A 25941-nucleotide genomic window follows, 5' to 3' on the forward strand; every position below is an offset into this window, starting at 1 on the left:
CACGATAAGGGCGCAACAAGGGCGCGCTGACGTTACTGGATCTTGGCCTTCGCGCGCAGCCCTTCCTCGTACACCTGCAGCTTCTGCTGCAGCATCTGCTGCGCGAGCTGCCCCTTGACCTTGTCGAACGCCGGCGGCGGGACGGCGCGGCTGTCGTCGAAACGGATCACGTGCCAGCCGTATTGGGTCTGCACCGGCGTGTCGGTCATCTGGCCTTTCTGCAGCTTTTCGGCGGCGGCCGCGAACTCCGGCACGAACGACGACGGGTCGGCCCAGCCGAGATCGCCGCCGTTCTGCGCGGAGCCCGAATCCTTCGAATACTGCTTCGCGAGATCCTCGAACTTCGCGCCGGCCTTGATCTTCGCGATCAGGTCCTTCGCCTGCTGCTCGTCCGGGACGAGGATGTGGTGCAGGTGCACCTGGCTGCCCGGCGGCACGCTCTTCACGATCTCGTCGTATTTCGCCTTCACCTCGGCGTCGCTCGGCTGGTTCCGCTTCACGAAATCCTCGACCAGCGCGCGCAGCACGATCGTCTGGTCCGCGATCGCGATCTGCGCCTTCACGTCGGGCCGGTTCGCGATCCCGCGCTGAAGCGCGTCCTGCATCAGAATCTCGCGGCTGATCAGCTCTTCACGCACGCCTTTTTCCAGTGCCGGGCTGTCGGGCTGGCCTTGCTGGACCATCTGCGCGACCATCGCGTCGGCGCGGGATTTCGGGATCGCCGTGCCGTTGACGACGGCGATGTTCTGGGCAAAAGCCGGCGCCGCGACGAACGCGGCCGCCACGGCCCACAGGCGGGGGGATTTCAAAGTCATCGGGAATTCCTAATGAGGCTTGATGGTCGATTCGTTGAATTCTTCGGGCGTGAGTGCGACGATCGCGAGCGCGTGAATGCCGCGCCGCATCGCATCGGCGAGCGCATCATACACCAGCCGGTGCCGTGCGACGCGCGACTTGCCCGCGAACGCGGCCGACACGATCGTGACCGTGTAATGGCCGCCGGCGGCAGCACCCGCATGGCCCGCGTGCTGCGCGCTGTCGTCCTGCACCGCGAGCGACACCGGCGCGAGCGCGGCCGCGAGTTGCGCCTCGATCAGCGCGATCCGTTCGGCGGCCGAGGCCTGCAGAAAATCGGTCATCGTCATTCGTCCTTCAGGTATTTCGCGAGCCACAGGCTCTGCAGGATGATGAACACGATCATCGCGCCGGTCGTGCCGAACATCTTGAAGTTCACCCATTGCGACTCGGTGAAGTTCTGCATCACGTACAGGTTGACCGCGCCGAGCGCCGCGAAGAACAGCGCCCACGCGAGATTCAGCTTGTCCCAGACCGGATCCGGCAGCGTCAGCTGCTTGCCCATCATCTTCTCGATCAGGTTGTTGCGGAACGCGTAGCGCGCGCCGAGCAGGCCGACCGCGAACAGCCAGTAGAGCACGGTCAGCTTCCACTGGATGAACTTCTGGTCATGCAGCACGAGCGTCGCGCCGCCGAACACGACGATCAGCCCGAGGCTGACCCACTGCAGCGTGTCGACTTTCCGGTGACGGAACGCGACCCATGCGACCTGCACGAGCGTCGCGGCGATCGCGACCCCGGTCGCGATGAAGATGTTCGACACCTTGAACGCGACGAAAAACAAAATGATCGGAAACAGATCGAACAGAAATTTCATGGGGAATCGCTGCTGCGTGAAGGGCCGCGCGGGGCCCCTCACTGTTATAGGGTCCCGACGGCGCGCGCGGTTGTCTGCTGATGCCGGCTCATTCGTCGCCGGGCCGGGATTCGAAGTTTAACGCAGCCGAGTTGATGCAGTACCGCAAGCCGGTTTTGTCGCGCGGGCCGTCCTCGAACACGTGGCCGAGGTGCGCGCCGCAGTGGTTGCAGCGGACCTCGACGCGCACCATCCCGTGCGTGCGGTCCATCTTCTCGTCGATCACCTCGCCGTTGATCGGCTTGAAGTAGCTGGGCCAGCCGCAGCCCGAGTGGAATTTCGCGCCGGATTCGAACAGCGCGGTGCCGCAGACCACGCACGTGTAGATGCCGGCGTCTTCCGTATCCGTGTATTCGCCGGTGAACGCGCGCTCGGTCGCCGCGTGCTGGGTCACTTCATACTGCATCGGCGTGAGCCGGCGACGCAGTTCCGCGTCGTCCTTCCGGTACGGATAGGGCTTGTCTTGCTTGTCTGCTGACATGGGGTCATCTCCTGGGGACATCGGCACGTTCGCGTCAGGACGAGCAGCTCACTTCGAGCGAGCCCGCCCAGTCCGGCGGCAGCGCCGCGTACGCGTCGTACTCGGTTTGTTCGTCGAACGGCCGGCGCAGCACCTGCGCGAGCCGCTCGACTTCCGAAAAATCCTTCTCCTTCGCGCGCCGGATCGCCACCTCCGCGAGGTGGTTGCGCAGCACGTACTTCGGATTCACGCGATTCATCGCGGCCGCGCGCGCGGCGTCGTCGCGCGTTTCTTCCGACAGGCGCGCGCGGTACTGGTTCGCCCAGCGGTCGAACGCGTCGCGGTCGATGAACAGGTCGCGCACCGTCGTGTCGCCGCGCGCGTCGTGCTTCGACACGCGCGACAGATGGCGGAACGTCAGCGTGAAGTCCGCATGGCTCGCGTGCATGACCTCGAGCAGCTGGTTCGCGAGCGCCGCGTCGCCGTCGCGCTCCAGCGCGAGGCCGAGCTTCGCGCGCATCGCGCGCTCGAACGCCGGGCCGAAGCGCTCGGGAAACTTCGCGAGCACCGCCTGCACGTCCTCGACCGCGCGCTCGGCGCGCGCATCGTCGTCGGCGATGCCGTGGTTCAGCCCGATCAGCGGCAGCAGCGCCTGCGCGAGGCAGTAGCAGTTCCAGTGCGCGATGCGCGGCTGCATCCGGTAGGCGTAGCGGCCCTGCTGGTCCGAATGGTTGCAGACGTGGCCCGCGTCGAACCCGTCGACGAAGCCGAACGGGCCGTAGTCGATCGTCAGGCCGAGGATCGACATGTTGTCGGTGTTCATCACGCCGTGGCAGAAGCCGACCGCCTGCCATTGCGCGACGAGGTCCGCGGTGCGCAGCGTCGCGGTTTCCAGCAGCGCGAGATACGGATCGCCGGCGTCGCGGCACGCGGGGTAGAAGCGGTCGATCACGTGGTCGGCGAGCGCGCGCAGCAGGTCCGGGCGGTCGCTCGCGAAGAAGTGCTCGAAGTGGCCGAAGCGCACGAAGCTCTCGGCCACGCGCGTGACGACAGCCGACGTCTCGATCTCCTCGCGGATCACCGGCGCGTCGGAGCCGATCACGGTCAGCGCGCGCGTCGTCGGAATGCCGAGATGATGCATCGCCTCCGAGCACAGGAATTCGCGGATCGACGAGCGCAGCACTGCGCGGCCGTCGCCCATCCGCGAGTAGGGCGTGCGGCCGCTGCCCTTGAGCTGCAGCTCGAAGCGGCGGCCGTCGTGCGCGAGCTCGCCGACGTTGAGCGCGCGGCCGTCGCCGAGCTGGCCGGCCCACACGCCGAACTGATGGCCGGAATACACCGACGCGTACGGCATCGCGTGCGACGGCCAGTCGCGCGTGCGGTTGCCGCTGAACAGCTCCGCGAAGCCCGGATCGGCCGCGATCGACGGCGCCAGGCCGAGCATCCGCGCGACTTCGTCGGAGAAACCGACGACGTATGGCGCGGGCAGCGGGGCGGCCGGCAGGCGGGTGAAGAACGCGTCGCCGAGCCGCGCGAACGCGCCGTCGACGGGCGTGCCGAGCGTGGCGGCGAGATCGGGGAGGGAATCGGCCGGAACGGCTTCGCTGCGGGAAAACGACATGTTGAGCGCCTGAAGTTAAGCCGATATTGTAAGGCGGCGCCGCGCGCACCGCAGCAGGTGCGGTCGGGACGGGGCCGTCCGGCCGCCCGGCCTCGCCAGCGGGCGCCCGCCGCTACCGATACGTCCTTCACGGAGAAAGAGACGATGGGCAAGCCGTTGCTGGGCCAGATGATGGAGATGCCGCTTCTGGTGTCGTCGCTGATCGCGCATGCGGCGCGCTTCGCGGGCGACGTCGAGATCGTGTCGAAGCGGCTCGAGGGCGACGTCCATCGCTACACCTATCGCGACTGCGAGCGGCGCGCGAAGCAGCTCGCGCAGGCGCTCGGCCGGCTCGGCGTCGGCGACGGCGAGCGCGTCGGCACGCTCGCGTGGAACGGCTACCGGCATCTCGAGGCGTATTACGGGATCAGCGGGATGGGCGCCGTCTGCCACACGATCAACCCGCGCCTGTTTCCCGAGCAGATCGCGTACATCGTCAATCACGCGGACGACCGCTACGTGCTGTTCGACATCAGCTTCGCGCCGCTCGTCGACGCGGTCGCGCCGCAATGCCCGAACGTGAAGGGCTGGATCGCGATGACGGACGCCGCGCACCTGCCGTCCGGCGCGACGCCGTATCTCTGTTACGAAACGCTCGTCGATGCCGAGGACGGCGCATACGACTGGCCGCTTCTCGACGAACGGCACGCGTGCGCGCTCTGCTACACGTCGGGCACGACCGGTAACCCGAAGGGCGTGCTGTACTCGCATCGCTCGACCGTGTTGCACGCGTACGGCGAGGCGCTGCCGGACGCGATGGACCTGTCGTCGACGGACGCGGTGCTGCCGGTCGTGCCGATGTTCCACGTGAACGCATGGGGGCTGCCGTACGCGGTGCCGCTGACGGGCGGCAAGCTCGTGCTGCCCGGCAAGGATCTCGACGGCAAGTCGCTGTACGAACTGATGGAGGCCGAGCGCGTGACGTTCTCGGCCGGCGTGCCGACGGTCTGGCTCGGGCTGCTCGCGCACGTGCGTGAGGCCGGGCTGCGCTTCTCGACGCTGAAACGCACGGTGATCGGCGGCTCCGCGTGCCCGCCGGCGATGCTGCGCACGTTCGAGGACGAATACGGCGTGCGCGTGATCCACGCGTGGGGGATGACCGAGCTGTCGCCGCTCGGCACGCTCGCGACGCTGAACGAGGCGCAGTCGCGGCGGCCGCTCGACGAGCGGCGGCGCCTGCTCGAGAAGCAGGGGCGCGCGATCTACGGGATCGACATGCGGATCGTCGGCGACGACGGCCGGCCGCTGCCGTGGGACGGCACCGCGTTCGGCGAGCTGCAGGTGCGCGGCCACTGGGTGGTCGAGCGCTACTTCAACGGCGACGCGTCGCCGCTCGCGGATGGCTGGTTCCCGACCGGCGACGTCGCGACGATCGATCCGGACGGCTTCCTGCAGATCACCGACCGCAGCAAGGACGTGATCAAGTCCGGCGGCGAGTGGATCAGCTCGATCGACGTCGAGAACGTCGCGGTCGCGCATCCGGCGGTCGCGGAGGCCGCGTGCATCGCGTGCGCGCATCCGAAGTGGACCGAGCGGCCGCTGCTCGTCGTCGTGAAGCGCGACGGCGCCGCGGTGACCCGCGACGAGCTGCTCGCGTTCTATCAGGGCAAGGTCGCGAAGTGGTGGATTCCGGACGACGTCGTGTTCGTCGAATCGCTGCCGCACACGGCGACCGGCAAACTGCAGAAGCTGAAGCTGCGCGAGACGTTCCGCAACTTCGTGCTGCCGAACGTGGTCGAATAGCCGTCACGCGTTCACCGCGCGATGTCCCCCCGATGCGGCCCCAATGCGGCCCCGAGGGCCGGCGCGCATTTTAAATTGAACGACCGTTCTTTTTTGATGTATGCTGCCTGCTGTTCGTTTGGACACGCGCTCGTATGACCGCGCACAATGACTGGACTGAAGCGCTCGCCGTCGTGGCGGGCGTCACGTATGGAGACAGGCAGATGGCAGTGGATTACTCGACTCGCGACGGCGTCGCCGTCATCACGCTCAACAATCCGCCCGTCAACGGGCTTGGCCTGTCGACGCGGGCCGGCATCATGGACGGGCTCGATCGTGCGGCGCAGGATCCGGCCGTGAAGGCGATCGTGCTGACGGGCGCGGGCCGCGCCTTCTCGGGCGGCGCCGACATCACCGAATTCAACACCCCGAAGGCGCTGCAGGAGCCGTCGCTGCACACCGTGATCCGCGCGGTCGAAGGCAGCGCGAAGCCGGTCGTCGCGGCGATTCACAGCGTCGCGATGGGCGGCGGCCTCGAGCTCGCGCTCGGCGCGCACTACCGCATCGCCGCACCCGGCGCGCAGATCGCGCTGCCGGAAGTGAAGCTCGGCATCCTGCCGGGCGCGGGCGGCACGCAGCGTCTGCCGCGCGCGATCGGCCTCGAGCCCGCGCTGAACATGATCGTGTCGGGCGCGCCGGTGCCGTCCGAGAAGCTCGCGAAGAGCGGCCTGTTCGACGAGATGGCCGACGGCGACCTGCTCGCGGCGGCCGTCGCGTTCGCGCAGAAGGTCGGCGCGCAGGCGGGCCCGCACCCGCGCGTGCGCGACCGCAAGATCGTCCACGAGAACGCGGCCGGCTTCATCCAGTTCGCGCGCAACACGGTGAAGGGCATGGCCGCGAACTACCCGGCGCCGCACAAGTGCATCGACGCGATCGAGTCCGGCGTGCTGAACGGTTTCGACCAGGGCCTCGTCGACGAGCGCGCGGGCTTCCTCGCGCTCGTGCAGACGCCGGAGAGCCGCGCGCTGCGCCACGCGTTCTTCGGCGAGCGCGCGGCGAGCAAGATTCCGGACGTGCCGTCCGACACGCCGCTGCGCGACATCCGCCAGATCGCGGTGATCGGCGCGGGCACGATGGGCGGCGGGATCACGATGAACTTCCTGAACGCGGGTATTCCGGTCACGCTGCTCGAGACGAAGCAGGAAGCGCTCGACCGCGGCATCGCGACGATCCGCAAGAACTACGACGCGCAGGTGAAGAAGGGCAAGCTCACGCAGGAGAAGCTCGACGCGCGGATGGCGCTGATCACGCCGACGCTGTCGTACGACGATCTGAAGAACGCCGACATGATCATCGAGGCGGTGTTCGAGGAACTCGGCGTGAAGGAGCAGGTGTTCAAGCGTCTGGACGAAGTCGCGAAGCCGGGCGCGATCCTCGCGTCGAACACGTCGACGCTCGACGTGAACAAGATCGCCGCGTTCACGAAGCGTCCGCAGGACGTCGTCGGGATGCACTTCTTCAGCCCCGCGAACGTGATGAAGCTGCTCGAGGTGGTGCGCGGCGACGCGACCGCGAAGGACGTGCTCGCGACCGTGATGGCGCTCGCGAAGAAGATCCGCAAGACGGCCGTCGTGTCGGGCGTCTGCGACGGCTTCATCGGCAACCGGATGATCGAGCAGTACATCCGCCAGGCGCTGTTCATGCTCGACGAAGGCGCGCTGCCCGCGCAGGTCGACCGCGCGATCGAGAAGTTCGGTTTCGCGATGGGCCCGTTCCGGATGAGCGACCTCGCCGGCAACGACATCGGCTGGGCGATCCGCAAGCGCCGCGCGCTCGAGTATCCGGACATGAAGTACTCGTTGGTCGCCGACCGGCTGTGCGAGCTCGGCCGCTTCGGCCAGAAGACGGGCGGCGGCTGGTACGACTACGCGCCGGGCGACCGCAAGGCGAAGCCGTCGGCGCTGGTCGACGAGATGATCGTCGCGTACTCGAAGGAGAACGGCATCGAGCGCCGCAAGATCGGCGATGCCGAGATCGTCGAGCGCCTGGTGTTCGCGCTCGCGAACGAAGGCGCGAAGATCCTCGAGGAGAAGATCGCGTCGAAGGCGTCCGACATCGACATGGTCTACCTGACCGGCTACGGCTTCCCGCTGTGGCGCGGCGGCCCGATGCTGTACGCGGACACGGTCGGCCTCTACAACGTCGAGCGTGCGATGCGCCGCTATGCGGCCGCGCCGAACGGCGACGCGTGGGAAATCGCGCCGTCGATCGTCGAGCTGGCGAAGGCCGGCCGCGGGTTCAACGGCTGACGGCATCGGGCCCGGGTCACGTGCTGGCGCGCTGGCGCGCCGACCCGGGCCGGCGAGGAAAGGCGATGAAACGCACCGACGATGTACTGCTCGTGATCGACGTGCAGAACGACTTCATGCCCGGCGGCGCCCTCGCGGTGCCGGACGGCGATGCGGTCGTGCCCGTGATCAACGCGCTTGCCGCGCGGTTCGAGCAGGTCGTGCTCACGCAGGACTGGCATCCGCGCGGCCACGTGTCGTTCGCGGCGAACCATCCGGGCGCGGCGCCGTTCTCGATGGCCACGCTGCCGTACGGCGAGCAGGTGCTGTGGCCCGTCCATTGCGTGCAGCACACCGACGGCGCGGCGCTGCATCGCGACCTTAACGTGCCGCACGCGCGTGCTGTGATCCGCAAGGGCCACGACGCACAGGTGGACAGCTACTCGGCATTCGCCGAGGCCGACGGCACGCCGACCGGGCTCGCCGGTTATCTGCGCGAGCTCGGCGCGAAGCGCGTGTGGTGCTGCGGGCTCGCGACGGATTTCTGCGTCGCGTGGTCCGCGCTCGGTGCGCGCGCGGCGGGTTTCGACGCGGCCGTGATCGAAGACGCGTGCCGCGCGATCGACCTCGACGGGTCGCTCGCGAAAGCATGGGAACAGATGCAGGCGGCGGGCGTGGCGCGTGTCACGTCGGCCGGCGCGCGCCCGACGGCGTAGCGCATTCACTCACTCAATTCTGGAAAAGCAGTCAGGAGACTCAGATGACGGAAGCCGTAATCGTATCGACCGCGCGTACCCCGCTCGCGAAATCGTGGCGTGGCGCGTTCAACATGACGCACGGCGCGACGCTCGGCGGCCACGCGGTGAAGGCCGCGCTCGAGCGCGCGAAGATCGACCCGGCGCGCGTCGAGGACGTGATCATGGGCTGCGCGAACCCCGAAGGCGCGACGGGCGCCAACATCGCGCGCCAGATCGCGCTGCGCGCGGGCCTGCCGGTCGACGTGCCGGGGATGACCGTGAACCGCTTCTGCTCGTCGGGCCTGCAGACGATCGCGCTCGCCGCGCAGCGGATCATCGCCGGTGAAGGCGACGTGTACGTCGCGGGCGGCGTCGAATCGATCTCGTGCGTGCAGAACGAGATGAACCGCCACATGGTTCACGAAAGCTGGCTGCTCGAGCACAAGCCCGAGATCTACTGGAACATGCTGCAGACGGCCGAGAACGTCGCGAAGCGCTACGGCATCGCGAAGGAGCGCCAGGACGAGTACGGCGTGCAGTCTCAGCAGCGCGCGGCGGCCGCGCTGGCCGCGGGCCTGTTCAACGCCGAGATCGCGCCGATCACCGTGCGCGCGGGCGTGGCCGACAAGGCGACCGGCCAGCTCGTCACGAAGGAAGTGACGGTGTCGGCCGACGAAGGGATCCGCGCGGACACGACGCTCGAAGCCGTGTCGAAGATCCGCCCGGCGGTGCCGGGCGGCGTGATCACCGCGGGCAACGCGAGCCAGTTCTCGGACGGCGGCGCCGCGTGCGTGGTGATGAGCGCCGACGTCGCGCAGAAGGAAGGGCTGCAGCCGCTCGGCATTTTCCGCGGCTTCGCGGTCGCCGGCTGCGAGCCGGACGAAATGGGGATCGGCCCGGTGTTCGCGGTGCCGAAGCTGCTCAAGCGCGCGGGGCTGAAGGTCGAGGACATCGGTCTGTGGGAGCTGAACGAAGCGTTCGCGGTGCAGGTGCTGTATTGCCGCGACACGCTCGGGATCCCGGCGGACCGCCTCAACGTGAACGGCGGCGCGATCGCGGTCGGCCATCCGTACGGCGTGTCGGGCGCGCGCCTGACCGGCCACGCGCTGATCGAAGGCAAGCGCCGCGGCGTGAAGTATGCGGTCGTCACGATGTGCATCGGCGGCGGGCAGGGTGCCGCCGGCCTGTTCGAAATCGTCTGATCGATCGGCCGGGCGGCCGCATGCCGGCCGCCCGGCGCGTCTTTCCCCACCATGCACCGCGGCTTGCGGCCAGCGTGACACAATCCAGCGATATTCCTCGTACTGTTTCCCCTGACTTGTCAAACGAGTCGCCCCGCCTATACTTAGCTCTGACAATTGCCTTTCGGTCGCACGCGCCGCGCGCTTCGAGCCGACGGACGCGGCACACCGCGAACACGACCGGGTGTCGGAAGGCGTCTTCGGCATGTCAATCACAGGGGGATCGGGGAGTCCGAAGTGAGCTCGAGCCTTGTCGCTGGAGAGCCGCCGCGCGTGGTTGGCACCGTCGCACGCATTTATGCGAACTGCGTGGTGGCCGGCTTCGCGTTGCTGCCTGCGTATCTGATCGCCTACCTGTGGTTCTTCGGCGATCCCGGCCTGACGTTCGAAAGCCATCTGTTCCACGAAATCGCGATCGCGTTCGCGACGCTCGAAGGCGCGTTCGTCGCGTACGTGACCTGGTGCTGCTACCGGTCGTCCGGCGAGCCGCTGCTGCGCTGGCTCACGCTCGGCTTTGCCGGCTTCGTCGCGATCTACGCGCTGCACGGCGCGTTCACCGGCCTCGCACATCACGCGATGTGGCTGTTCCTGCTGTACGGGCCCGCGTCGCGGTTCGCGATGTCGGCGCTGCTGCTGGTCGGCGCCGCGTCGTATTCGCGGCCGCCCGAGCGCATCGAGAAGCGGATCGACCCGCGCACGTGGCTGCCGTGGCTCGCGGTGTTCGTCGCGATCGACGTCGCGGTCGCGTGCATCGCGTTGTCGCCGATCGCGGGCGCGCTCGGCACGCGGCTGTCGATGGAGGGCGGCGCGCTCGCGCTGTCGACGCTGAACGTCGCGGTGCTGCTCGCTCGGCGCATCCGCTCGCCGCTGATGACGATCTACGGCATGTCGATCACTGCGTTCGCGCTGTCGTCGCTCGCGTTCCTGCTCGGCAAGCCGTGGAATCACATGTGGTGGCTCGCGCACGTGATCTTCGCGGGCGGCTTCTTCCTGCTCGGCTACGGCGTCGTGCAGGCGCTCGAGACGACGCGCTCGTTCGGCGCGATCTACAGCCAGCAGGATCTGATGGGGCGTCTCGCGGAATCGATGGCGCGTACCGAAAGCGCGCTGCAGGAGCTGCGGCGCACGAACCAGAAGCTCGACTATCTCGCCGCGACCGATCCGCTGACCGGTGCATCGAACCGGCGCCGCTTCATCGCGCTGGTCGAGCGCGAGATTCAGCGCTCGGCGGACGACGGCACGCCGTTCAGTCTGCTCGCGTTCGACCTCGACAACTTCAAGACGATCAACGACGCGTACGGCCATCAGATCGGCGACGAGGTGCTGCGCGGCGTCGTCCGGCATTGCATCGGCGCGATCCGGCCGCAGGGCGGGCTCGCGCGTGTCGGCGGCGAGGAGTTCATGGCGCTGCTGCCGGACATGTCGCTCGAAGGCGCGCGCATGACCGCCGAGCGCGTGCGCTCGACGATCGCGAGCGCGCCGTTCGGCCTCGACTTCCGGCGCGTGCAGGTGACGATCAGCGTCGGCGTCGCGCAGTACGGGCTCGATGGCGGCACCGTCGACGCGCTGCTGCGGACCGTCGACGAGCGGCTCTACCGGGCGAAGCGCGAAGGGCGCAATCGCGTCGTGGCCGCGTGAGCGGCGCGGCGATCCGGTCAGGCCGCGCAACAGAGGTCCGCGCAACAGGGGTCCATTCGGGCGGCAAGTTTGATAGGCTTGTCGTTCGGCCCGGCTTGCCGGGCAATTCATGTGAATCGGAGTTATCGGCGTGATCAGACATATCGTGATGTGGAAGCTCAAGGAATCCGCGGAAGGCGCGACGCGCGCGCAGAATGCGCAGACGTTGAAGGAGCGGCTCGAAGCCTGCCGCGACATCGTGCCCGGCATCCTGCATCTCGAAGCGGGCATCGCGGCACCCGGCCTCGACTCGACGTACGACGTCGTGCTCGTGTCCGACTTCGCGGACAAGGCCGCGCTCGACGCGTACCAGGTGCATCCGTTCCACGAGGAGCTGAAGAAATTCGTCGGCGCGGTGCGCGAGAGCCGCGAGGCCGTCGACTACGTCGTCGAGCAGGCGTGATGACCGACGCGACGATGCCGGCCGACCCGCCGGCGATCGAGAGCCCGTTCGTCGATCAGCTCGGCGTGCGGATCGTCGACGCGAAGGACGGCCGCTGCGAAATCCTGCTGCCGCTCGCCGAGCGTCACATGAACACCTGGAGCGTCGCGCATGGCGGCGTGACGATGACGCTCGCCGACACCGCGCTCGCGATGGCCGCGCGCAGTCTCAGCGAAGACGGCGTCGGCGTCGTCACGATCGAGATGAAGGTGAACTTCATGCAGCCCGGGCGCGGCGAGCTGCGCGCGTTCGGCCGCGTGATGCACCGCTCGACGACGATGGCGTACTGCGAAGGCGAGGTGCTCGACAGCGAGGGCCATTTCGTCGCGAAGGCGCTCGGCACGTTCAAGTATCTGAAGCGGCTCGCGGTGGGCCGCGAGATCAGGCGGCAGCGCTCGCGGAGCGCGCCCGACGCGCATCCGGGCCCGAGCGACGCCTAGCCTGACGCATCATCCGTTGACATCGAATGCGTCCCCGCCGGCAACGCGGGGCTTTTTCATATCCGGTGCCGGCAGGCACCTCGAAGGAGACAAGCAATGACCGCAGTGAATCGGCAGATCCTGCTCGTATCGCGCCCGCAAGGCGAGGCGAGCGTCGACAACTTCCGTCTCGTCGAGACGCCGCTCGCGCCGCTCGCAGACGGCGAGGTGCGCGTGCGTAACCATTTCCTGTCGCTCGATCCGTACATGCGCGGCCGCATGAGCGACGCGAAATCGTATGCGGATCCGCAGCCGCTGAACGAGGTGATGATCGGCGCGACCGTCGGCGAGGTGGTCGAGTCGCGCAACCCGAAATTCGCGGCCGGCGACAAGGTGCTCGGCATGTTCGGCTGGCAGGAGTACGGCACGTCGAACGGCAAGGGGCTGCAGAAGGTCGACGCGTCGCGCGTGCCGCTGTCCGCGTATCTCGGCGTCGTCGGAATGCCGGGCGTGACCGCGTGGACGGGCCTGAACCGGATCATCCAGCCGAAGGCCGGGCAGACGATCGTCGTCAGCTCCGCGAGCGGCCCGGTCGGCACGGTCGTCGGCCAGCTCGCGAAGCGCGCCGGCTGCCGCGCGGTCGGCATCGCGGGCGGCCCGGACAAGTGCCGCTACGTCGTCGACACGCTCGGCTTCGACGCATGCGTCGACTACAAGGCCGGCCGGCTCTACGAGGACCTGAAGGCCGCGACGCCGGACGGCGTCGACGGTTGCTTCGAGAACGTCGGCGGCGCGGTGCTCGACGCGACGATGGCGCGGATGAACGCGTTCGGCCGGATCGCGCTGTGCGGGATGATCGCCGCGTACGACGGCGCGCCGACGCCGATGACGCATCCGGCGCTGATCCTGCGCTCGCGGCTGATGATCCAGGGCTTCATCGTGTCCGAGTTTCCGGACGCATGGCCGCCCGCGCTGAAGGAGCTGAGCGAACTCGTCGCGACCCAGCAGCTGCATTACCGCGAGACGGTCGCGAACGGACTCGAGAATGCGCCCGACGCGTTCCTCGGCATGCTGAAGGGCCGCAACTTCGGCAAGCAGATCGTGCAGCTCGTCTGATCGATCCGATGCCGCTGAATCCGAAAGTCGCCCAGGTGCTCGACATGATCGAGCGCGCGAAACGTCCGTCCTATCACGAGCAGACGCCGCAGGCCGCGCGCGCCGCATATGAGAAGAGCGCGCCGATTCTCGACGTCGCCGACGCACCGATGCATACGGTCGAGGATTGCACGGTGCCGACGCGCGATGGCCGCTCGATCGGCGCGCGGCTGTATCAGCCGGTCGAGCCGAGCCTCGCGGAGCCGATGCCGGCGCTCGTCTATTACCACGGCGGCGGTTTCACGGTCGGCAGCGTCGATACGCACGACGCGCTGTGCCGGACGTTCGCGCACGACGCGCGGTGCGCGGTGTTCTCGGTCGACTACCGGCTCGCGCCGGAGCACAAGTTCCCGACCGCGGTCGACGACGCCGACGACGCGCTGCGCTGGCTGCATCGCGAGGCGAGCGCGTTCGGGATCGACGCGAGCCGGCTCGCGGTCGGCGGCGACAGCGCGGGCGGCACGCTCGCGACCGTCTGCGCGGTGCTCGCGCGCGACGCGGGCATCCGGCTCGCGCTGCAGTTGCTGATCTATCCGGGCGTCACCGGCTATCAGCAGACCGGTTCGCACGCGGCGCTCGCGAACGGCTATCTGCTGTCGCACGACACGATCCAGTGGTTCTTCTCGCAGTATCTGCGCGATCCGTCGGACCGCGACGACTGGCGCTTCGCGCCGCTCGACGGCATGCGCGGCGCGCCATCGTTCGCGGGCGTCGCGCCCGCATGGATCGCGACCGCCGAATACGATCCGCTGCGCGACGAAGGGGCCGCGTACGCGGACAAGCTGCGCGCGGACGGCAATGCCGTCACGCTGACATGCTATCCGGGCATGATCCACGAATTCTTCAAGATGGGTGGCTACGTGCCGGAGGTGCGGCACGCGCATGCCGACGCGGTCGCGGCGCTGAAGGCGGCGTTCGACGACGCGTGACGGCCGCGCGCGCCTCGAGCGAGACTCAGCGCGGCTCAGCGCGGCTCAGCGCGCGCGCGCCGCGTCGATGTCGAACGTGAACACGCGCTCGAACGCGCCGGGGCGGACGAGCCGGTGCGAGCCGTCGTCGTCGCAGCGCTCCTTGATGTCGACCGTGGCGCGCACGCCTTCCTTCATCGTGACCCGCAGCGCGGTGGTGCCGCGCGACCCGTACTCGGGCGTTTCGATGAACGCGGCCGACAGCGCGCGTTCGCGCTCGCGTGGAATGCCGGTGTGCGGCAGCGCGTCGTCGGTGGCGACGCGCGGGTCGCGCATGATCTCGATCAGGGCGTCGAGCGGCGGCACCGGGTCGTCGGTCAGCAGCGTGCCGAGCTCCATCCGCTTGTGCACGAGCTTCGGCCACGGCGTGTCGAGCCGCGCGTTCGACAGCCCGTGCACGCCCGCGGGCACGAGCATCGGCGGCTCGACGGCGCTCGCGCCCTCGGCCGGCCGGTTACAGAACCACGCGAGCTCGCGGCGCCTGAAGTCGCCGACGAGCAGGTTGAAGCCGTTGTACATCGCCGCCTGGCCGGACAGCCGCGCGAGATAGTCGAGCGGCGCGACCGGCTGGTCGCTCAGGAAGCCGGACACGAGCTTGCCGCGCGACGGCGCGCCCGCGCGGATGTCGAACGGCGCGCGGTAGTTCGTCAGCGCGGCGAAGCGGCCGTCACGCGACACGCCGAGCCAGGTGCCGCCGGCTTCGAGATCGCGGCCGGCGAGCACGCCGGGCGCATCCTCCCACCACGACAGCGGCGCGCTCGTGCGGCGGAAGAACTCGTCGCGGTTGGCGGTCAGGGTGAAGACGGGGCCGGCGGCCGCATCGGGCTGCCAGTCGAACACGATCAGACACATCGGGCGAGTCCCTCGCTGGGATCTGGGGGCGCCGGCCGCGAAGGCCGGCGCGCGGAAACAGAAAGAGCGGAAAAGGCGGCGCGTCAGGCTTCGGACGGCCACGCGTAAGGTAGCGGCTCGAACGCGAGCGCCGGGCCGTCGGCCGCGCCGAGATGCACGCTGCCGCTGTCGAGCGCCGCGAGCTTGATCTCGGCGAGCACGTCGACGCCGCCCGCGCGCGCGTGCGCCGCGTTGACGATCATCCCGCACGGCTGGCCCGGATCGTCGCTGTGGAACAGCTCGATGCCGGCATGCACGGCGCCGGTGTCGCCGGCGACGTGCGCGAGCGCGGTGCGGCGCTTGATCGTGCCGCGGTACTGGCTGCGCGCGACGACTTCCTGGCCCGGGTAGCAGCCCTTGCGGAAATTGACGGCGCCGACGACGTCGAAGTTCACCATCTGCGGCACGAACTGCTCGACGGCCGGCTGCGTGATTCGCGCTTCGCCGGCGCGGATGTCGAGCCAGTCCCACACCGCCGGCGACACGGCGGTCAAGCGGCCGTCGAGCGCGGCGAGGCGCGCGTCGACGTCCGCGCGCGCGCCGATCCACAGATAGCGCGGCCGGCCGGCCGCGTCGGGCACGCGGATCAGCACGCCGGCGGGGCCGTCGACCTTCACGTGCACGCCATCCGGCAGCGCGTCGAAGATGCCCGACAGCGGGCCGCGCACGTCGCCCGCGAAGCCGACGACCGCGAGCGCGCCGCTCGCGTCCGTGAGCTTCGCCTTCGCGCGCAGCACGAACATCGACAGCCGCTTCTGCGCGGCGGCCTGCACGTCCTTCGACACGAGCAAACGCACGTCGTGGCCGGCGCGCCACGCGAGGAACGACGCGAGCAAGCGGCCTTTCGGCGAGCAGTAGCCGGCGAGCCGCGCGCTCGCGGCGTCCAGATGCTCGATGTCGTTCGTCAGCTGACTGTGCAGAAACGTCGCGGCGTCGTCGCCGGCGACGTCGATCACGCCGAACTGGTCGAGCCGCATGAACGCGCCCGGCGCCGCGAATTCGGCGTCGGATGGACGGGGCAGAACGGGAAGCGGGGCGGCGGCCGCGGCCGGCGAGGCCGTTGAAGCAATCGGTGTGCTCATGGAATAAGGGAGCAGTCAATCCTGACTTTGGCGAAGGCGAACAGCTATTATATGGGCCTTGCCAAGGTTACGTTTCGCATGTCCCTACTGAAGAAATGCGCCGCCGTCGCGGTGCTTGCCATCGCGACGGCGGCCGCCGGCGGGTATTACTGGGCCACCCGGCCGTTGCTGCTCGGCGCCGCGTCGCTCGACGTCACGATCAAGCCGTACAGCAGCGTGCGCAGCGTCGCGCTGCAGTTGAAGCACGGCGGCGTGCCGATCGCGCCCCACGGGTTCGTCGCGATGACGCGGCTGCTCGGCCTGTCGAGCCGGCTGAAGGCCGGCAACTACGAGTTCAAGACCGGCATCACGCCGTACGACGTGCTGCAGAAGATCGCGCGCGGCGACGTGAACGAGGCGGTCGCGACCGTGATCGAGGGCTGGACCTTCAAGCGGATGCGCGCGGAGCTCGACGCGAATCCGGATCTCGTGCACGCGTCGGCCGGGATGAGCGACGCCGATCTGCTGCGCGCGATCGGCGCGCCGGACGGCATGGTCGCGCACGGCAGCGGCGAGGGGCTGTTCTTCCCGGACACCTATCTGTTCGACAAGGGCACGATCGACCTGAGCATCTACCGGCGCGCGTACCGGCTGATGCAGTCGCGGCTCGACGAGGCGTGGGCCGCGCGCGCGCCGGGGCTGCCGTACAAGACGCCTTACGAGGCGCTGACGGTCGCGTCGATCGTCGAGAAGGAGACGGGGCACGCGGCCGACCGCGCGCTCGTCGCGGCGGTGTTCGCGAACCGGCTGCGGGCGGGGATGCCGCTGCAGACGGACCCGGCGGTGATCTACGGGCTCGGCGCCGCGTACGACGGCCACCTGCACAAGCACGATCTGCAGACCGACACGCCTTACAACACTTACACGCGTCACGGACTGCCGCCGACGCCGATCGCGTTGCCCGGCGTGGCGTCGCTGCAGGCGGCGATTCATCCGGCGGCGACGAGCGCGCTCTATTTCGTCGCGAAGGGCGACGGGTCGAGCGTGTTCTCCACGACGCTCGACGATCACAACAAAGCGGTCGACAAATACATACGAGGGCAGCAATAACATGGCGCGCGGCACATTCATCACGTTCGAAGGGATCGACGGCGCGGGCAAGACCACGCATCTGACGTGGTTCTGCGAGCGGCTCGAAGCGAAGCTCGCGCAGGCCGGGCGGCAGATCGTCGTCACGCGCGAGCCGGGCGGCACGCCGCTCGGCGAGACGCTGCGCGAGATCGTGCTGAATCAGCCGATGGATCTCGAGACCGAGGCGCTGCTGATGTTCGCGGGCCGTCGCGAGCATCTCGCGCGGGTGATCGAGCCCGCGCTCGCGCGCGGCGACTGGGTCGTGTCCGACCGCTTCACCGACGCGACGTTCGCGTACCAGGGCGGCGGCCGCGGGCTGCCGCGCGACAAGCTCGAGACGCTCGAACGCTGGGTGCAGGGCGGCTTCCAGCCGGACCTGACCGTGCTGTTCGACGTCGCGCCGGACGTCGCGAGCGGGCGGCGCGGCGCCGCGCGCGCGCCGGACAAGTTCGAGAGCGAGTCGGACGCGTTCTTCTCGCGCGTGCGCGCCGAGTATCTGCGGCGTGCGGAGGAGGCGCCGCACCGCTTCGCGATCGTCGACGCGACGAAGACGATTCCCGCGATCCGCCGTCAGCTCGACGACGTGCTCGCCCAGCTGTAAATGAAACAACCCCCACGCTCACTATGTTCGCTGCCCCCCGAGGGGGCGCTCGGCCGCCTTGGGGCGGCCCGGCGGAGGCCGAGAGGACGCACGAAATGATCTACCCGTGGCAGACCGACGACTGGAACCGCCTGCAGCAGCTGCGCGCGCAATGGCCGCATGCGCTGCTGCTGCATGGCCAGGCCGGGATCGGCAAGCTGCGCTTCGCGCAGCATCTCGCGAAGGGCTTCCTGTGCGAGGCGCCGCAGCCGAACGGCGAGCCGTGCGGCGCGTGCGCCGCGTGCACGTGGTTCGAGCAGGGCAACCATCCGGACTACCGGATCGTGCTGCCCGAGGCGCTCGCGGGCGAGGCGGGCCGAGCGGACGGCGCCGCCGCCGACGAGGCCGCCGCGAAGGCCGCCGACGCCGATGAAGGCGGCAAGAAGAAAAGCGCGCCGAGCAAGGAGATCAAGATCGAGCAGGTGCGCGCGCTGCTCGATTTCTGCGGCGTCGGGTCGCATCGCGGCGGCGCGCGCGTCGTCGTGCTGTATCCGGCCGAGGCGCTGAACGTCGCCGCGTCGAACGCGCTGCTGAAGACGCTCGAGGAGCCGCCCTCGGGCGTCGTGTTCCTGCTCGCGTCGGCGCGCATCGACCGGCTGCTGCCGACGATCATCAGCCGCTGCCGGCAGTGGCCGATGACGGTGCCGGCGCCGGACGTGGCCGCCGCGTGGCTCGCCGCGCAGGGCGTCGACGACGCGCCGGCGCTGCTCGCCGAGGCGGGCGGCGCGCCGCTCGCGGCGCTCGCGCTCGCGAGCGACGAGAACCGGCCGCTGCGCGATTTCACGCTCGGCCAGCTCGCGGCGGGCGCCGGCTGCGATCCGTTCGCGTGCGGCGAGAATCTGCAGAAGCTGCCGGTGCCGCTCGTGCTCGGCTGGCTGCAGCGCTGGCTGTACGATCTGCTCGCGCAGCGGATGGCGGGCGCGCCGCGCTATTTTCCGGGCCAGGCGGCGGCGCTCGCGCGCTGCGCGGCGGCGCTCGACGCGAACGCGTTCGCGCGCTTCATGAAGACCGTCGGGCGGCAGCGCGCGGTCGAGAATCATCCGCTCAATGCGCGGCTCGTGTTCGAGGAGCTGTTCCTCGGCTATCGCGAGCTGTTCGCGTGAGCGCCAGACCGTTCTTCCGGAGTGAAATGCGATGAGCCCGTTCTATCGCGACGCAACCGAGGCCGACCTGCCCGCGATCGTCGCCATCTACAATTCGACGGTCGCGTCGCGCCAGGTCACGGCCGATCTCGAGCCGGTCAGCGTCGACAGCCGGCGCGCGTGGTTCGCCGCGCACGGTCCGCGCACGCGCCCGCTGTGGGTCGTCGAGGAAGGGGGGCGCGTGATCGCGTGGCTCAGCTTCTCCGATTTCTACGGCCGGCCCGCGTATCGGCACACGGCCGAGATCAGCATCTATCTCGACGACGCCGCGCGCGGCAAGGGGCTCGGCACGCGGTTGCTCGACGCGGCGCTGTCGCGCGCGAGAGAGTTCGACATCGATACCGCGCTCGGCTTCATCTTCGGCCACAACGCGCCGAGCCTGAAACTCTTCGCGCGCTTCGGCTTCGAACGCTGGGGGCATCTGCCGCGCGTCGCGGTGCTCGACGGCGTCGAGCGCGATCTCGTGATCGTCGGCAAGCGGCTCGACGCCGCTTAACGTAGACGGAACGTAGAGGGAACGTAGACGAAACGTACACGACGCAAGCGTCACCAGGGAACATCATGTTTGTCGATTCACACTGCCACATCAACTTCAAGGGCCTCGCCGACCGGCTGCCCGCCGTGCTCGAGAACATGCGCGAGCACGCGGTCACGCATGCGCTGTGCGTGTCCGTCGACCTCGAAACGCTGCCCGACGTGCTCGCGATCGCCGAAGCGCACGACAACGTGTTCGCGTCGGTCGGCGTGCACCCGGATCACGAGGATGCGCAGGAGCCGACGCTCGCGGAGCTCGTCGAGCTCGCCGCGCATCCGAAGGTCGTCGCGATCGGCGAGACCGGGCTCGACTACTACCGGCTCGAAGGCCGCTCGATCGCCGACATGGAATGGCAGCGCGAGCGTTTCCGCACGCACATCCGCGCCGCGCACGCGACGGGCAAGCCGCTGATCGTCCACACGCGCGCGTCGTCGGAAGACACGCTGCGGCTCATGGCCGAGGAGCGCGCGGGCGTGCCGGGCGGCGTGATGCACTGCTTCACCGAGCCGTGGGCGGTCGCCGAGCAGGCGCTCGCGCAGAATTTTTACATTTCGCTGTCGGGCATCGTCACGTTCAAGAGCGCGACCGACGTGCAGGACGTCGCGCGCCGCGTGCCGCTCGATCGGCTGCTGATCGAAACCGATTCGCCGTACCTCGCGCCGGTCCCGTATCGCGGCAAGCCGAATGAACCTGCGTACGTCAGCCATGTCGGACGCTTTATCGCCGCGCAGCGCGCGATGTCCGACGACGCGCTCGCCGATGCGACCACGCAGAACTTTTTCCGGCTGTTCAAGATTGCCCGCTGAGCGGCGCAGAGCAGGAAAAACCGCGGAAACACCGATAATCCAGGGGAAGGAGAGCCCATCATCATGACGAAGCCGATCAACCATCCGACGCTGCGCGCGCTCGCCGCCGCGGCGCTCGTCGCCGGCAGCCTGTTCGCGACCGCCGGCGCGCACGCGGAATCGCTCGATGCGATCGTGAAGGCGGTCAAATTCGACGACATCGCCGACATCGGCAAGCAGCTGAAGAATGGCCTCGATCCGAACACGGTCGCGTCGAACGGCGATCCGCTGATCGTGGTCGCCGCGCGCGAGAAGTCCGACAAGGTCGCGGCCGCGCTCGCCGCCGCGCCGAACGTCGATCTCGAGAAAGAGGACAAGGCCGGCGAGAACGCGCTGATGCTCGCGTCGCTGAACGGCGACACCGGCCTCGTGACGCTGCTGATCGACAAGGGCGCCGAAGTCAACAAGAAGGGCTGGGCGCCGCTGCATTACGCGGCGACGAACGGCCACGACGATGTCGTGAAGATCCTGCTCGACCATTCCGCGTACATCGACACCGCGTCGCCGAACGGCACGACGCCGCTGATGATGGCCGCGCGCGGCGATCACGGCTCGACGGTCACGCTGCTGCTCGACCAGGGCGCCGATCCGGCCGTGAAGAATCAGCTCGGCATCACCGCGCTCGAATTCGCGAAGCACTACAAGGCACCCGACGCGGTCGAGATTCTGTCGAAGCGCACCGTGCGAATCGGCGCATCGGCGCCGGCCGGTGCGCAAAAGGGTGCACAATGACGGTTTGCCGGCGTGACGGGGGTCGCGCCGGGATCGGGCAGGCGGCCCCAGGGCCGCATATGAGATAAGGAACATCATGTTGCGGGCCATGTTTTGTGCCGCGGCGCTCGCCGTCCCGTTGACGGCGGCTGCCTTCACGGGCGCCGACCTCGACCGACTCTGCGCGAAGACGGACGTCAAGTCGCGGGCGTCGTGCGCAGCCTACATCGCCGGCGCCGCGGACGGCGTCTACAACACGATCGACGCGATCGGCGGCACGACCGGGCCGCGCGTCGGCCAGTATTTCTGCCTGCCGCCCGACATCCGGACGCAGCAGATGACGGATGCGGTGCGCAAGTTCGTCGCCGAAAATCCGAAGCTCGCCGACTACAACGCGAGCACCGCCGTGGCGCTCGGCCTCGGCAAGGCGTTCCCGTGCAAGGGCGACCGCTGATCTGACCTGCCCGACCGGGCGCGCGTCGCCCGGCGGCGCCCACGGCGCCACGGGCGCGCGCTCGCGCGCCAAGCAACGAAGCTGTTTTGCCATTGATGATTTCGATCGAGGACCTGCGGCACATTTCCGATTCGCCGCTTCATGCGTGGCTCGGCGCGCTCGCCGTGTCGCTGATTGTCATGTTCGTGCTCGCGGGTGTGCACCGGATTGGTGCGCGAATCGTGAAACGGATCGCGAGCCCGTACCCCACCACCAGCATCGTGCTGCGCTACGTCGACAAGCCGTCGCTCGTCGCGCTCGCGCTGCTCGGGCTCGAATTCGTGTGGCTGCAGGCCGACGACGGCGTGCCGTTCGTGCGCGGCATGCGCACCGCGTCGGCCGTCGGCTCGATCGCGTCGCTGACCTGGCTGCTCGTGCGGCTCGTCGCCGGGATCGGCGACGCGGTGATCGCCGCGCATCCGATCGATACCGCCGACAACCTGCACGCGCGCGGGGTCCATACGCAGGCGCGCGTGCTCGCGCGCACCGTGATGGCCGTGATCGTGATCGTCGGCACCGGCGCCGCGCTGATGACGTTTCCGAACGTGCGCCAGATCGGCGCGAGCCTGCTCGCGTCGGCGGGCGTCGCGGGCCTCGTCGCCGGCATCGCCGCGCGGCCGGTGCTCGGCAACCTGATCGCGGGCCTGCAGATCGCGCTCACGCAGCCGATCCGTCTCGACGACGTCGTCGTGATCCAGGGCGAGTGGGGGCGGATCGAGGAAATCACCGGCACGTACGTGTCGGTGCGCCTGTGGGACCAGCGCCGGTTGATCGTGCCGCTGCAGTGGTTCATCGAGAATCCGTTCGCGAACTGGACGCGCAACAGTTCGCAGATCATCGGCACCGTGTTCCTGTTCGTCGACTACCGGATGCCGCTCGCGCCGCTGCGCGACGAACTCGCGCGGATCGTCGGCGGCGCGCCCGAATGGGACGGCCGCGTGCAGGTGCTGCAGGTGACCGACACGACCGAGCGCACGATGCAATTGCGCGTGCTCGTCAGCGCGGCCGATTCGTCGCAGTGCTGGGATCTGCGCTGCCGGGTGCGCGAAGGGCTGATCACCTATATTCAGACGAATCATCCGCAGTGCCTGCCGCGCAGCCGCACCGAGCTGTTCCCGCACGAATCGGAAGCCGGCGCGCCGTCGTTCGAGCGTTCGCCGATGCCGATGCCCGCCGCCAGCAGTGCGGCGAACACCGCGGCGAACACCGCGGCCGATCCGAAGGCCGCGGACGGGCGCTGACGCGCGTCCGGGAGCGGTCGGATCGCATCCGGATTACAGCCGGACCGCAGCCGGAGCGCCGCCGCGAATGTATCCGCGCTGTAACAACGCCGATAAAGTGAAAGCCGGCCGTCAGCCCGGGCGCGGCCCGGTAAAATGGCGGGTACGCGGGCCGGCGGGGAGCCGGCCGCTTTGCATGGAACCGGCGTAAGCGCGCGAAGCGCGCACGCTTGCCGGCATCTTGGAGACGAAGGATGAGAATTGCCCAGATCGCGCCGTTGACCGAATCCGTGCCGCCGAAGCTCTACGGCGGCACCGAGCGCGTGGTGCACTACATCACCGAGGCGCTCGTCGACCTCGGCCACGACGTGACGCTGTTCGCGAGCGGCGATTCGCAAACGTCCGCGACGCTCGAGCCGGTGTGGCCGCGCGCGCTGCGGCTCGATACGTCGATCCGCGACCGGATCGCGCCGCACATGCTGCTGATGGAGACCGTCGCGCGCCGCGCGAAGGATTTCGACGTGCTCCATTTCCACATGGACTACTACTCGTTCTCGATCTTCAACCGGCAGGAGACGCCGTACGTGACGACGCTGCACGGCCGCCTCGATCTGCCCGAGCAGCAGCCGGTGTTCGACACGTTCAACACCGCGCCGGTGATCTCGATCTCGAATGCGCAGCGCGGGCCGCTGCCGCAGGCGAAATGGCTGACGACCGTCTACCACGGGCTGCCCGAGACGCTGTACACGCCGCAGCCGGTCGAGCCGCGCTATCTGGCGTTCCTTGGCCGGATCTCGCCGGAAAAGCGCGTCGACACCGCGATCCGGATCGCGCAGCAGTGCGGGATGCCGATCAAGGTCGCCGCGAAGATCGACGCGGCCGACCAGGAATACTTCGAGCGCGAGATCAAGCCGCTGTTCGCGCTGCCGCACGTCGAGTTCGTCGGCGAGATCGCCGATCACCAGAAGTCCGAATTCCTGTCCGGCGCGCATGCGCTGCTGTTCCCGATCGACTGGCCGGAGCCGTTCGGCCTCGTGATGATCGAGGCGATGGCATGCGGCACGCCGGTGATCGCGTTCAACCGTGGGTCCGTGCCCGAGGTGCTCGACGAGGGCGTGTCGGGCTTCATCGTCGAGGACGAGATCAGCGCGGTCGCGGCGGTCAACCGGCTGCACCTGCTGCCGCGCGCGCGCGTGCGGCAGCGCTTCGAGGAGCGCTTCACATCGCGCCGGATGGCGCAGCAGTACGTCGACGTCTATCAGTCGGTGATCCGCGCGCAGAAGCGCTCGCGCTTCAAGGTGATCGATTCGACGAGCTGAGCCGCGCATCGGCGCGGCGTACGTGAAATGAACCGCGCCGGCTCACATAAAAAAACGGCGATGCCCGCGAGGGCATCGCCGTTTGCGCATGCACGTGGCGCGTCAGATGTTCAGGCGCGTGACCTTCGTACCGCTGACCGACACGTCGCCCATCAGGCCCGCGTTGGTCAGCACGAACACTTCGACCGGCGACGTGGCCGTGTTCGTGTCGACCGCGCCGTTCGCGCCCATCTTGACGACCGCGACCGATGCGTCGGCGCCAGCGGCCCAGCCGTCGGTGCTGCGGAATTTGTCGAGCGCGTCCTGCGTCATGAACAGGAAGATGATCGCCTTTGACTGCGCGCCGGCCTGCAGGCCGACCGACACCGACGACGTGTTGTAGTAGCCGACCGTGCTGCCGCCGACGCGCAGCGCACCGTTGCCGGTCTGCCCGCCGACGATGAAGCCCGCCTGGATCACGCTCGGGAACACGAGCACGCCGCGCGATTTCGCGACGAGTTCGCGCGAGCCCGGCACGGTCGAGTAGAGGCGCGACATCGTCGCGTTCACGTCCGCGTCGATCGACTGGCGCTTCGACGCGTTCGTCGAAGCGTTGTCGGGCGTGCCCGGGGTCGTCGTACAGCCGGTGAGCGCCAGGCTGCCGAGCACGATTGCGGTGGCGGCGGCTTTCAACATGAGATTCCGTTTCTGCATCGTCGTTCTCCATCGGGTATCAGTCGAAGTGCGCGCCGCGCAGCGGCGGCACACGTCGGCAGTTATAGCACAGAGGATTACAGAAGTTTTTCATCGGGATGCAAAAAAGCGTCAAATCGGCATGCCCGGGAAAGCCTTCAATGCGGGACGGGCGGCTTGATCGGCGGCCGCCGCAGCGCGCGGCGGATCAGCGCGATCACGATGCCGCAGCCGAACAGGAACGCCGCCGGCACGACCCAGTAGCCGACGAACGCGTGCCACAGATAACTCGCCAGCGTGCTGCGTCGCACCATGTACTCGTCGCGCGCCGCCTGCTGACGCGGCGCATTCGCAATGAATACCGCTTCTGGGCAGCCGGCCGCGCGCGCTTCGCTGGCGTCGCCGTGGCATTTCGCGGCATCGCCGGCCGCCTGCTGCGCGTCGGTGAGATCCCAGGTGGTCAGCGCGAGCTGCAGGTCCGCGCGGTTGTACGCCATCTCCTCGCGGATCTCGCGCACCGCGATGATCGCGACGGGCACCGCCCAGAACACGACGACGTATAGCCAGCGACGCAACCACCGGTGTTGTCTCCCTGCCATCCGTGCCTCCATTTGACGCGCGTGCGCGTCGGTTGGGACGGCGGCCCGATGGCGCTTCTTGGTCTGATAGGGGGCCGCGTTGCAGCCATCATAGAAGAAAACGTGACGAATTGCCGCGCCGTGCACGGTTTGCGCAGGCGACGCAAACAAAAATGCCGCGCACTGTCGAAACAGTGCGCGGCATTATCAGCGGGGAGTGGCC

At 68.8% G+C, this 25941-nt stretch carries 27 protein-coding genes; 18 read left to right on the forward strand and 9 right to left on the reverse strand.

From position 1 onward, the window contains the following. Window positions 1-32 precede the first annotated feature (32 nt). From HZI36_RS17795 to HZI36_RS17815, 5 genes are all read right to left on the reverse strand, one after another. Window positions 33-815: a peptidylprolyl isomerase gene (locus HZI36_RS17795; protein WP_179403969.1), complete on the reverse strand. Its 783-nt coding sequence runs from the start codon at window positions 813-815 to the stop codon at window positions 33-35. A 9-nt stretch (window positions 816-824) separates the two neighbouring features. Continuing rightward, entirely contained in the window at window positions 825-1145 is a 321-nt protein-coding gene (locus HZI36_RS17800; protein ID WP_425485251.1) for a BolA family protein, read from the reverse strand. Then, window positions 1142-1672, reverse strand: coding sequence for a septation protein A (locus tag HZI36_RS17805; protein WP_179403971.1), 531 nt, complete (start codon window positions 1670-1672; stop codon window positions 1142-1144). Before HZI36_RS17805 ends, HZI36_RS17800 begins: the two co-directional genes overlap by 4 nt. 88 nt (window positions 1673-1760) lie before the next feature. Further along, window positions 1761-2192, reverse strand: a complete 432-nt coding sequence (gene msrB / locus HZI36_RS17810) for a peptide-methionine (R)-S-oxide reductase MsrB (protein ID WP_179403972.1) — start codon at window positions 2190-2192, stop codon at window positions 1761-1763. Window positions 2193-2226: 34 nt separating this feature from the next. Then, window positions 2227-3792: a protein adenylyltransferase SelO gene (locus HZI36_RS17815; protein ID WP_179403973.1), complete on the reverse strand. Its 1566-nt coding sequence runs from the start codon at window positions 3790-3792 to the stop codon at window positions 2227-2229. Between the two features lie 144 nt (window positions 3793-3936). Here HZI36_RS17815 and HZI36_RS17820 point away from each other — a divergent pair, with 144 nt between their 5' ends. From HZI36_RS17820 to HZI36_RS17860, 9 genes are all read left to right on the forward strand, one after another. Then, the gene (locus HZI36_RS17820; RefSeq protein ID WP_179403974.1) at window positions 3937-5574 is read left to right on the forward strand and encodes a 3-(methylthio)propionyl-CoA ligase; all 1638 of its coding nucleotides are present in this window, start codon (window positions 3937-3939) and stop codon (window positions 5572-5574) included. Window positions 5575-5777: 203 nt separating this feature from the next. After that, the gene (locus HZI36_RS17825; protein ID WP_179404062.1) at window positions 5778-7862 is read left to right on the forward strand and encodes a 3-hydroxyacyl-CoA dehydrogenase NAD-binding domain-containing protein; all 2085 of its coding nucleotides are present in this window, start codon (window positions 5778-5780) and stop codon (window positions 7860-7862) included. A 65-nt stretch (window positions 7863-7927) separates the two neighbouring features. Continuing rightward, window positions 7928-8557, forward strand: a complete 630-nt coding sequence (pncA, locus tag HZI36_RS17830) for a bifunctional nicotinamidase/pyrazinamidase (protein WP_179403975.1) — start codon at window positions 7928-7930, stop codon at window positions 8555-8557. Between the two features lie 44 nt (window positions 8558-8601). Beyond that, window positions 8602-9780: an acetyl-CoA C-acyltransferase gene (locus tag HZI36_RS17835; protein WP_179403976.1), complete on the forward strand. Its 1179-nt coding sequence runs from the start codon at window positions 8602-8604 to the stop codon at window positions 9778-9780. A 276-nt stretch (window positions 9781-10056) separates the two neighbouring features. After that, window positions 10057-11457, forward strand: coding sequence for a diguanylate cyclase (locus HZI36_RS17840; protein ID WP_179403977.1), 1401 nt, complete (start codon window positions 10057-10059; stop codon window positions 11455-11457). 130 nt (window positions 11458-11587) lie between these two features. After that, a complete protein-coding gene (locus tag HZI36_RS17845; protein ID WP_179403978.1) occupies window positions 11588-11899 on the forward strand; it encodes a Dabb family protein in 312 nt (103 codons plus the stop codon). Then, the gene (locus tag HZI36_RS17850; RefSeq protein ID WP_179403979.1) at window positions 11899-12378 is read left to right on the forward strand and encodes a PaaI family thioesterase; all 480 of its coding nucleotides are present in this window, start codon (window positions 11899-11901) and stop codon (window positions 12376-12378) included. The genes HZI36_RS17845 and HZI36_RS17850 overlap by 1 nt, the downstream gene beginning before the upstream one ends. 96 nt (window positions 12379-12474) lie before the next feature. Next, the gene (locus HZI36_RS17855) at window positions 12475-13473 is read left to right on the forward strand and encodes an NADP-dependent oxidoreductase (RefSeq protein ID WP_179403980.1); all 999 of its coding nucleotides are present in this window, start codon (window positions 12475-12477) and stop codon (window positions 13471-13473) included. A gap of 8 nt (window positions 13474-13481) precedes the next feature. Continuing rightward, entirely contained in the window at window positions 13482-14441 is a 960-nt protein-coding gene (locus tag HZI36_RS17860; protein ID WP_179403981.1) for an alpha/beta hydrolase, read from the forward strand. Window positions 14442-14486: 45 nt separating this feature from the next. Here the strand turns inward: HZI36_RS17860 and HZI36_RS17865 are convergent, their stop codons facing one another. Further along, window positions 14487-15332, reverse strand: coding sequence for an NRDE family protein (locus tag HZI36_RS17865; protein ID WP_179403982.1), 846 nt, complete (start codon window positions 15330-15332; stop codon window positions 14487-14489). 83 nt (window positions 15333-15415) lie between these two features. Continuing rightward, window positions 15416-16453 (reverse strand): CAF17-like 4Fe-4S cluster assembly/insertion protein YgfZ, encoded by a 1038-nt coding sequence (gene ygfZ / locus HZI36_RS17870; RefSeq protein WP_179403983.1) that lies wholly within the window; start codon window positions 16451-16453, stop codon window positions 15416-15418. Window positions 16454-16531: 78 nt separating this feature from the next. On the opposite strand from ygfZ, the gene mltG reads away from it, so the two are divergent. The 9 genes from mltG to HZI36_RS17915 all read left to right on the forward strand — a co-directional run bounded on the left by mltG (window position 16532) and on the right by HZI36_RS17915 (window position 24468). Beyond that, window positions 16532-17542 carry an endolytic transglycosylase MltG gene (mltG, locus tag HZI36_RS17875; protein WP_179403984.1) on the forward strand — a complete coding sequence of 337 codons (1011 nt, stop codon included), beginning with the start codon at window positions 16532-16534 and terminating at the stop codon, window positions 17540-17542. Between the two features lies 1 nt (window position 17543). Beyond that, window positions 17544-18164 carry a dTMP kinase gene (gene tmk / locus HZI36_RS17880; RefSeq protein ID WP_179403985.1) on the forward strand — a complete coding sequence of 207 codons (621 nt, stop codon included), beginning with the start codon at window positions 17544-17546 and terminating at the stop codon, window positions 18162-18164. A 95-nt stretch (window positions 18165-18259) separates the two neighbouring features. After that, window positions 18260-19306, forward strand: a complete 1047-nt coding sequence (locus tag HZI36_RS17885) for a DNA polymerase III subunit delta' (protein WP_179403986.1) — start codon at window positions 18260-18262, stop codon at window positions 19304-19306. Between the two features lie 31 nt (window positions 19307-19337). After that, a complete protein-coding gene (locus HZI36_RS17890) occupies window positions 19338-19841 on the forward strand; it encodes a GNAT family N-acetyltransferase (protein WP_179403987.1) in 504 nt (167 codons plus the stop codon). Window positions 19842-19906: 65 nt separating this feature from the next. Further along, complete coding sequence (locus HZI36_RS17895; protein WP_179403988.1) at window positions 19907-20686, forward strand: TatD family hydrolase; 780 nt, start codon at window positions 19907-19909, stop codon at window positions 20684-20686. Between the two features lie 63 nt (window positions 20687-20749). Next, window positions 20750-21457, forward strand: coding sequence for an ankyrin repeat domain-containing protein (locus HZI36_RS17900; RefSeq protein WP_179403989.1), 708 nt, complete (start codon window positions 20750-20752; stop codon window positions 21455-21457). A 76-nt stretch (window positions 21458-21533) separates the two neighbouring features. Continuing rightward, on the forward strand, window positions 21534-21890 hold the full coding sequence (locus HZI36_RS17905; RefSeq protein WP_179403990.1) for a Rap1a/Tai family immunity protein: 357 nt from the start codon (window positions 21534-21536) through the stop codon (window positions 21888-21890). 95 nt (window positions 21891-21985) lie between these two features. Then, complete coding sequence (locus HZI36_RS17910) at window positions 21986-23170, forward strand: mechanosensitive ion channel family protein (protein ID WP_179404063.1); 1185 nt, start codon at window positions 21986-21988, stop codon at window positions 23168-23170. Window positions 23171-23403: 233 nt separating this feature from the next. Then, window positions 23404-24468, forward strand: a complete 1065-nt coding sequence (locus HZI36_RS17915) for a glycosyltransferase family 4 protein (RefSeq protein WP_179403991.1) — start codon at window positions 23404-23406, stop codon at window positions 24466-24468. Between the two features lie 102 nt (window positions 24469-24570). On the opposite strand, the gene HZI36_RS17920 is transcribed toward HZI36_RS17915, so the two are convergent. Then, window positions 24571-25161 (reverse strand): BPSL1445 family SYLF domain-containing lipoprotein, encoded by a 591-nt coding sequence (locus HZI36_RS17920; protein WP_179403992.1) that lies wholly within the window; start codon window positions 25159-25161, stop codon window positions 24571-24573. Between the two features lie 137 nt (window positions 25162-25298). Then, window positions 25299-25739 (reverse strand): hypothetical protein, encoded by a 441-nt coding sequence (locus HZI36_RS17925; protein ID WP_179403993.1) that lies wholly within the window; start codon window positions 25737-25739, stop codon window positions 25299-25301. Window positions 25740-25941 lie beyond the last annotated feature (202 nt).

Source organism: Burkholderia guangdongensis (genome assembly GCF_013403875.1).
GTDB lineage: Bacteria > Pseudomonadota > Gammaproteobacteria > Burkholderiales > Burkholderiaceae > Burkholderia > Burkholderia guangdongensis.

What these genes read in the sequence shown, in the direction of transcription:
- HZI36_RS17910 (WP_179404063.1), top strand. Translation starts at nt 21,986, where the DNA reads ATGATTTCGATCGAGGACCTGCGGCACATTTCCGATTCGCCGCTTCAT.
- HZI36_RS17815 (WP_179403973.1), bottom strand. Translation starts at nt 3,792, where the DNA reads ATGTCGTTTTCCCGCAGCGAAGCCGTTCCGGCCGATTCCCTCCCCGAT.
- HZI36_RS17860 (WP_179403981.1), top strand. Translation starts at nt 13,482, where the DNA reads ATGCCGCTGAATCCGAAAGTCGCCCAGGTGCTCGACATGATCGAGCGC.
- HZI36_RS17800 (WP_425485251.1), bottom strand. Translation starts at nt 1,145, where the DNA reads ATGACGATGACCGATTTTCTGCAGGCCTCGGCCGCCGAACGGATCGCG.
- mltG (WP_179403984.1), top strand. Translation starts at nt 16,532, where the DNA reads ATGTCCCTACTGAAGAAATGCGCCGCCGTCGCGGTGCTTGCCATCGCG.
- HZI36_RS17795 (WP_179403969.1), bottom strand. Translation starts at nt 815, where the DNA reads ATGACTTTGAAATCCCCCCGCCTGTGGGCCGTGGCGGCCGCGTTCGTC.
- pncA (WP_179403975.1), top strand. Translation starts at nt 7,928, where the DNA reads ATGAAACGCACCGACGATGTACTGCTCGTGATCGACGTGCAGAACGAC.
- HZI36_RS17895 (WP_179403988.1), top strand. Translation starts at nt 19,907, where the DNA reads ATGTTTGTCGATTCACACTGCCACATCAACTTCAAGGGCCTCGCCGAC.
- HZI36_RS17835 (WP_179403976.1), top strand. Translation starts at nt 8,602, where the DNA reads ATGACGGAAGCCGTAATCGTATCGACCGCGCGTACCCCGCTCGCGAAA.
- HZI36_RS17865 (WP_179403982.1), bottom strand. Translation starts at nt 15,332, where the DNA reads ATGTGTCTGATCGTGTTCGACTGGCAGCCCGATGCGGCCGCCGGCCCC.
- HZI36_RS17890 (WP_179403987.1), top strand. Translation starts at nt 19,338, where the DNA reads ATGAGCCCGTTCTATCGCGACGCAACCGAGGCCGACCTGCCCGCGATC.
- HZI36_RS17915 (WP_179403991.1), top strand. Translation starts at nt 23,404, where the DNA reads ATGAGAATTGCCCAGATCGCGCCGTTGACCGAATCCGTGCCGCCGAAG.
- HZI36_RS17900 (WP_179403989.1), top strand. Translation starts at nt 20,750, where the DNA reads ATGACGAAGCCGATCAACCATCCGACGCTGCGCGCGCTCGCCGCCGCG.
- HZI36_RS17820 (WP_179403974.1), top strand. Translation starts at nt 3,937, where the DNA reads ATGGGCAAGCCGTTGCTGGGCCAGATGATGGAGATGCCGCTTCTGGTG.
- HZI36_RS17905 (WP_179403990.1), top strand. Translation starts at nt 21,534, where the DNA reads ATGTTGCGGGCCATGTTTTGTGCCGCGGCGCTCGCCGTCCCGTTGACG.
- HZI36_RS17920 (WP_179403992.1), bottom strand. Translation starts at nt 25,161, where the DNA reads ATGCAGAAACGGAATCTCATGTTGAAAGCCGCCGCCACCGCAATCGTG.
- HZI36_RS17805 (WP_179403971.1), bottom strand. Translation starts at nt 1,672, where the DNA reads ATGAAATTTCTGTTCGATCTGTTTCCGATCATTTTGTTTTTCGTCGCG.
- msrB (WP_179403972.1), bottom strand. Translation starts at nt 2,192, where the DNA reads ATGTCAGCAGACAAGCAAGACAAGCCCTATCCGTACCGGAAGGACGAC.
- HZI36_RS17885 (WP_179403986.1), top strand. Translation starts at nt 18,260, where the DNA reads ATGATCTACCCGTGGCAGACCGACGACTGGAACCGCCTGCAGCAGCTG.
- tmk (WP_179403985.1), top strand. Translation starts at nt 17,544, where the DNA reads ATGGCGCGCGGCACATTCATCACGTTCGAAGGGATCGACGGCGCGGGC.
- HZI36_RS17855 (WP_179403980.1), top strand. Translation starts at nt 12,475, where the DNA reads ATGACCGCAGTGAATCGGCAGATCCTGCTCGTATCGCGCCCGCAAGGC.
- HZI36_RS17825 (WP_179404062.1), top strand. Translation starts at nt 5,778, where the DNA reads ATGGCAGTGGATTACTCGACTCGCGACGGCGTCGCCGTCATCACGCTC.
- HZI36_RS17850 (WP_179403979.1), top strand. Translation starts at nt 11,899, where the DNA reads ATGACCGACGCGACGATGCCGGCCGACCCGCCGGCGATCGAGAGCCCG.
- ygfZ (WP_179403983.1), bottom strand. Translation starts at nt 16,453, where the DNA reads ATGAGCACACCGATTGCTTCAACGGCCTCGCCGGCCGCGGCCGCCGCC.
- HZI36_RS17925 (WP_179403993.1), bottom strand. Translation starts at nt 25,739, where the DNA reads ATGGCAGGGAGACAACACCGGTGGTTGCGTCGCTGGCTATACGTCGTC.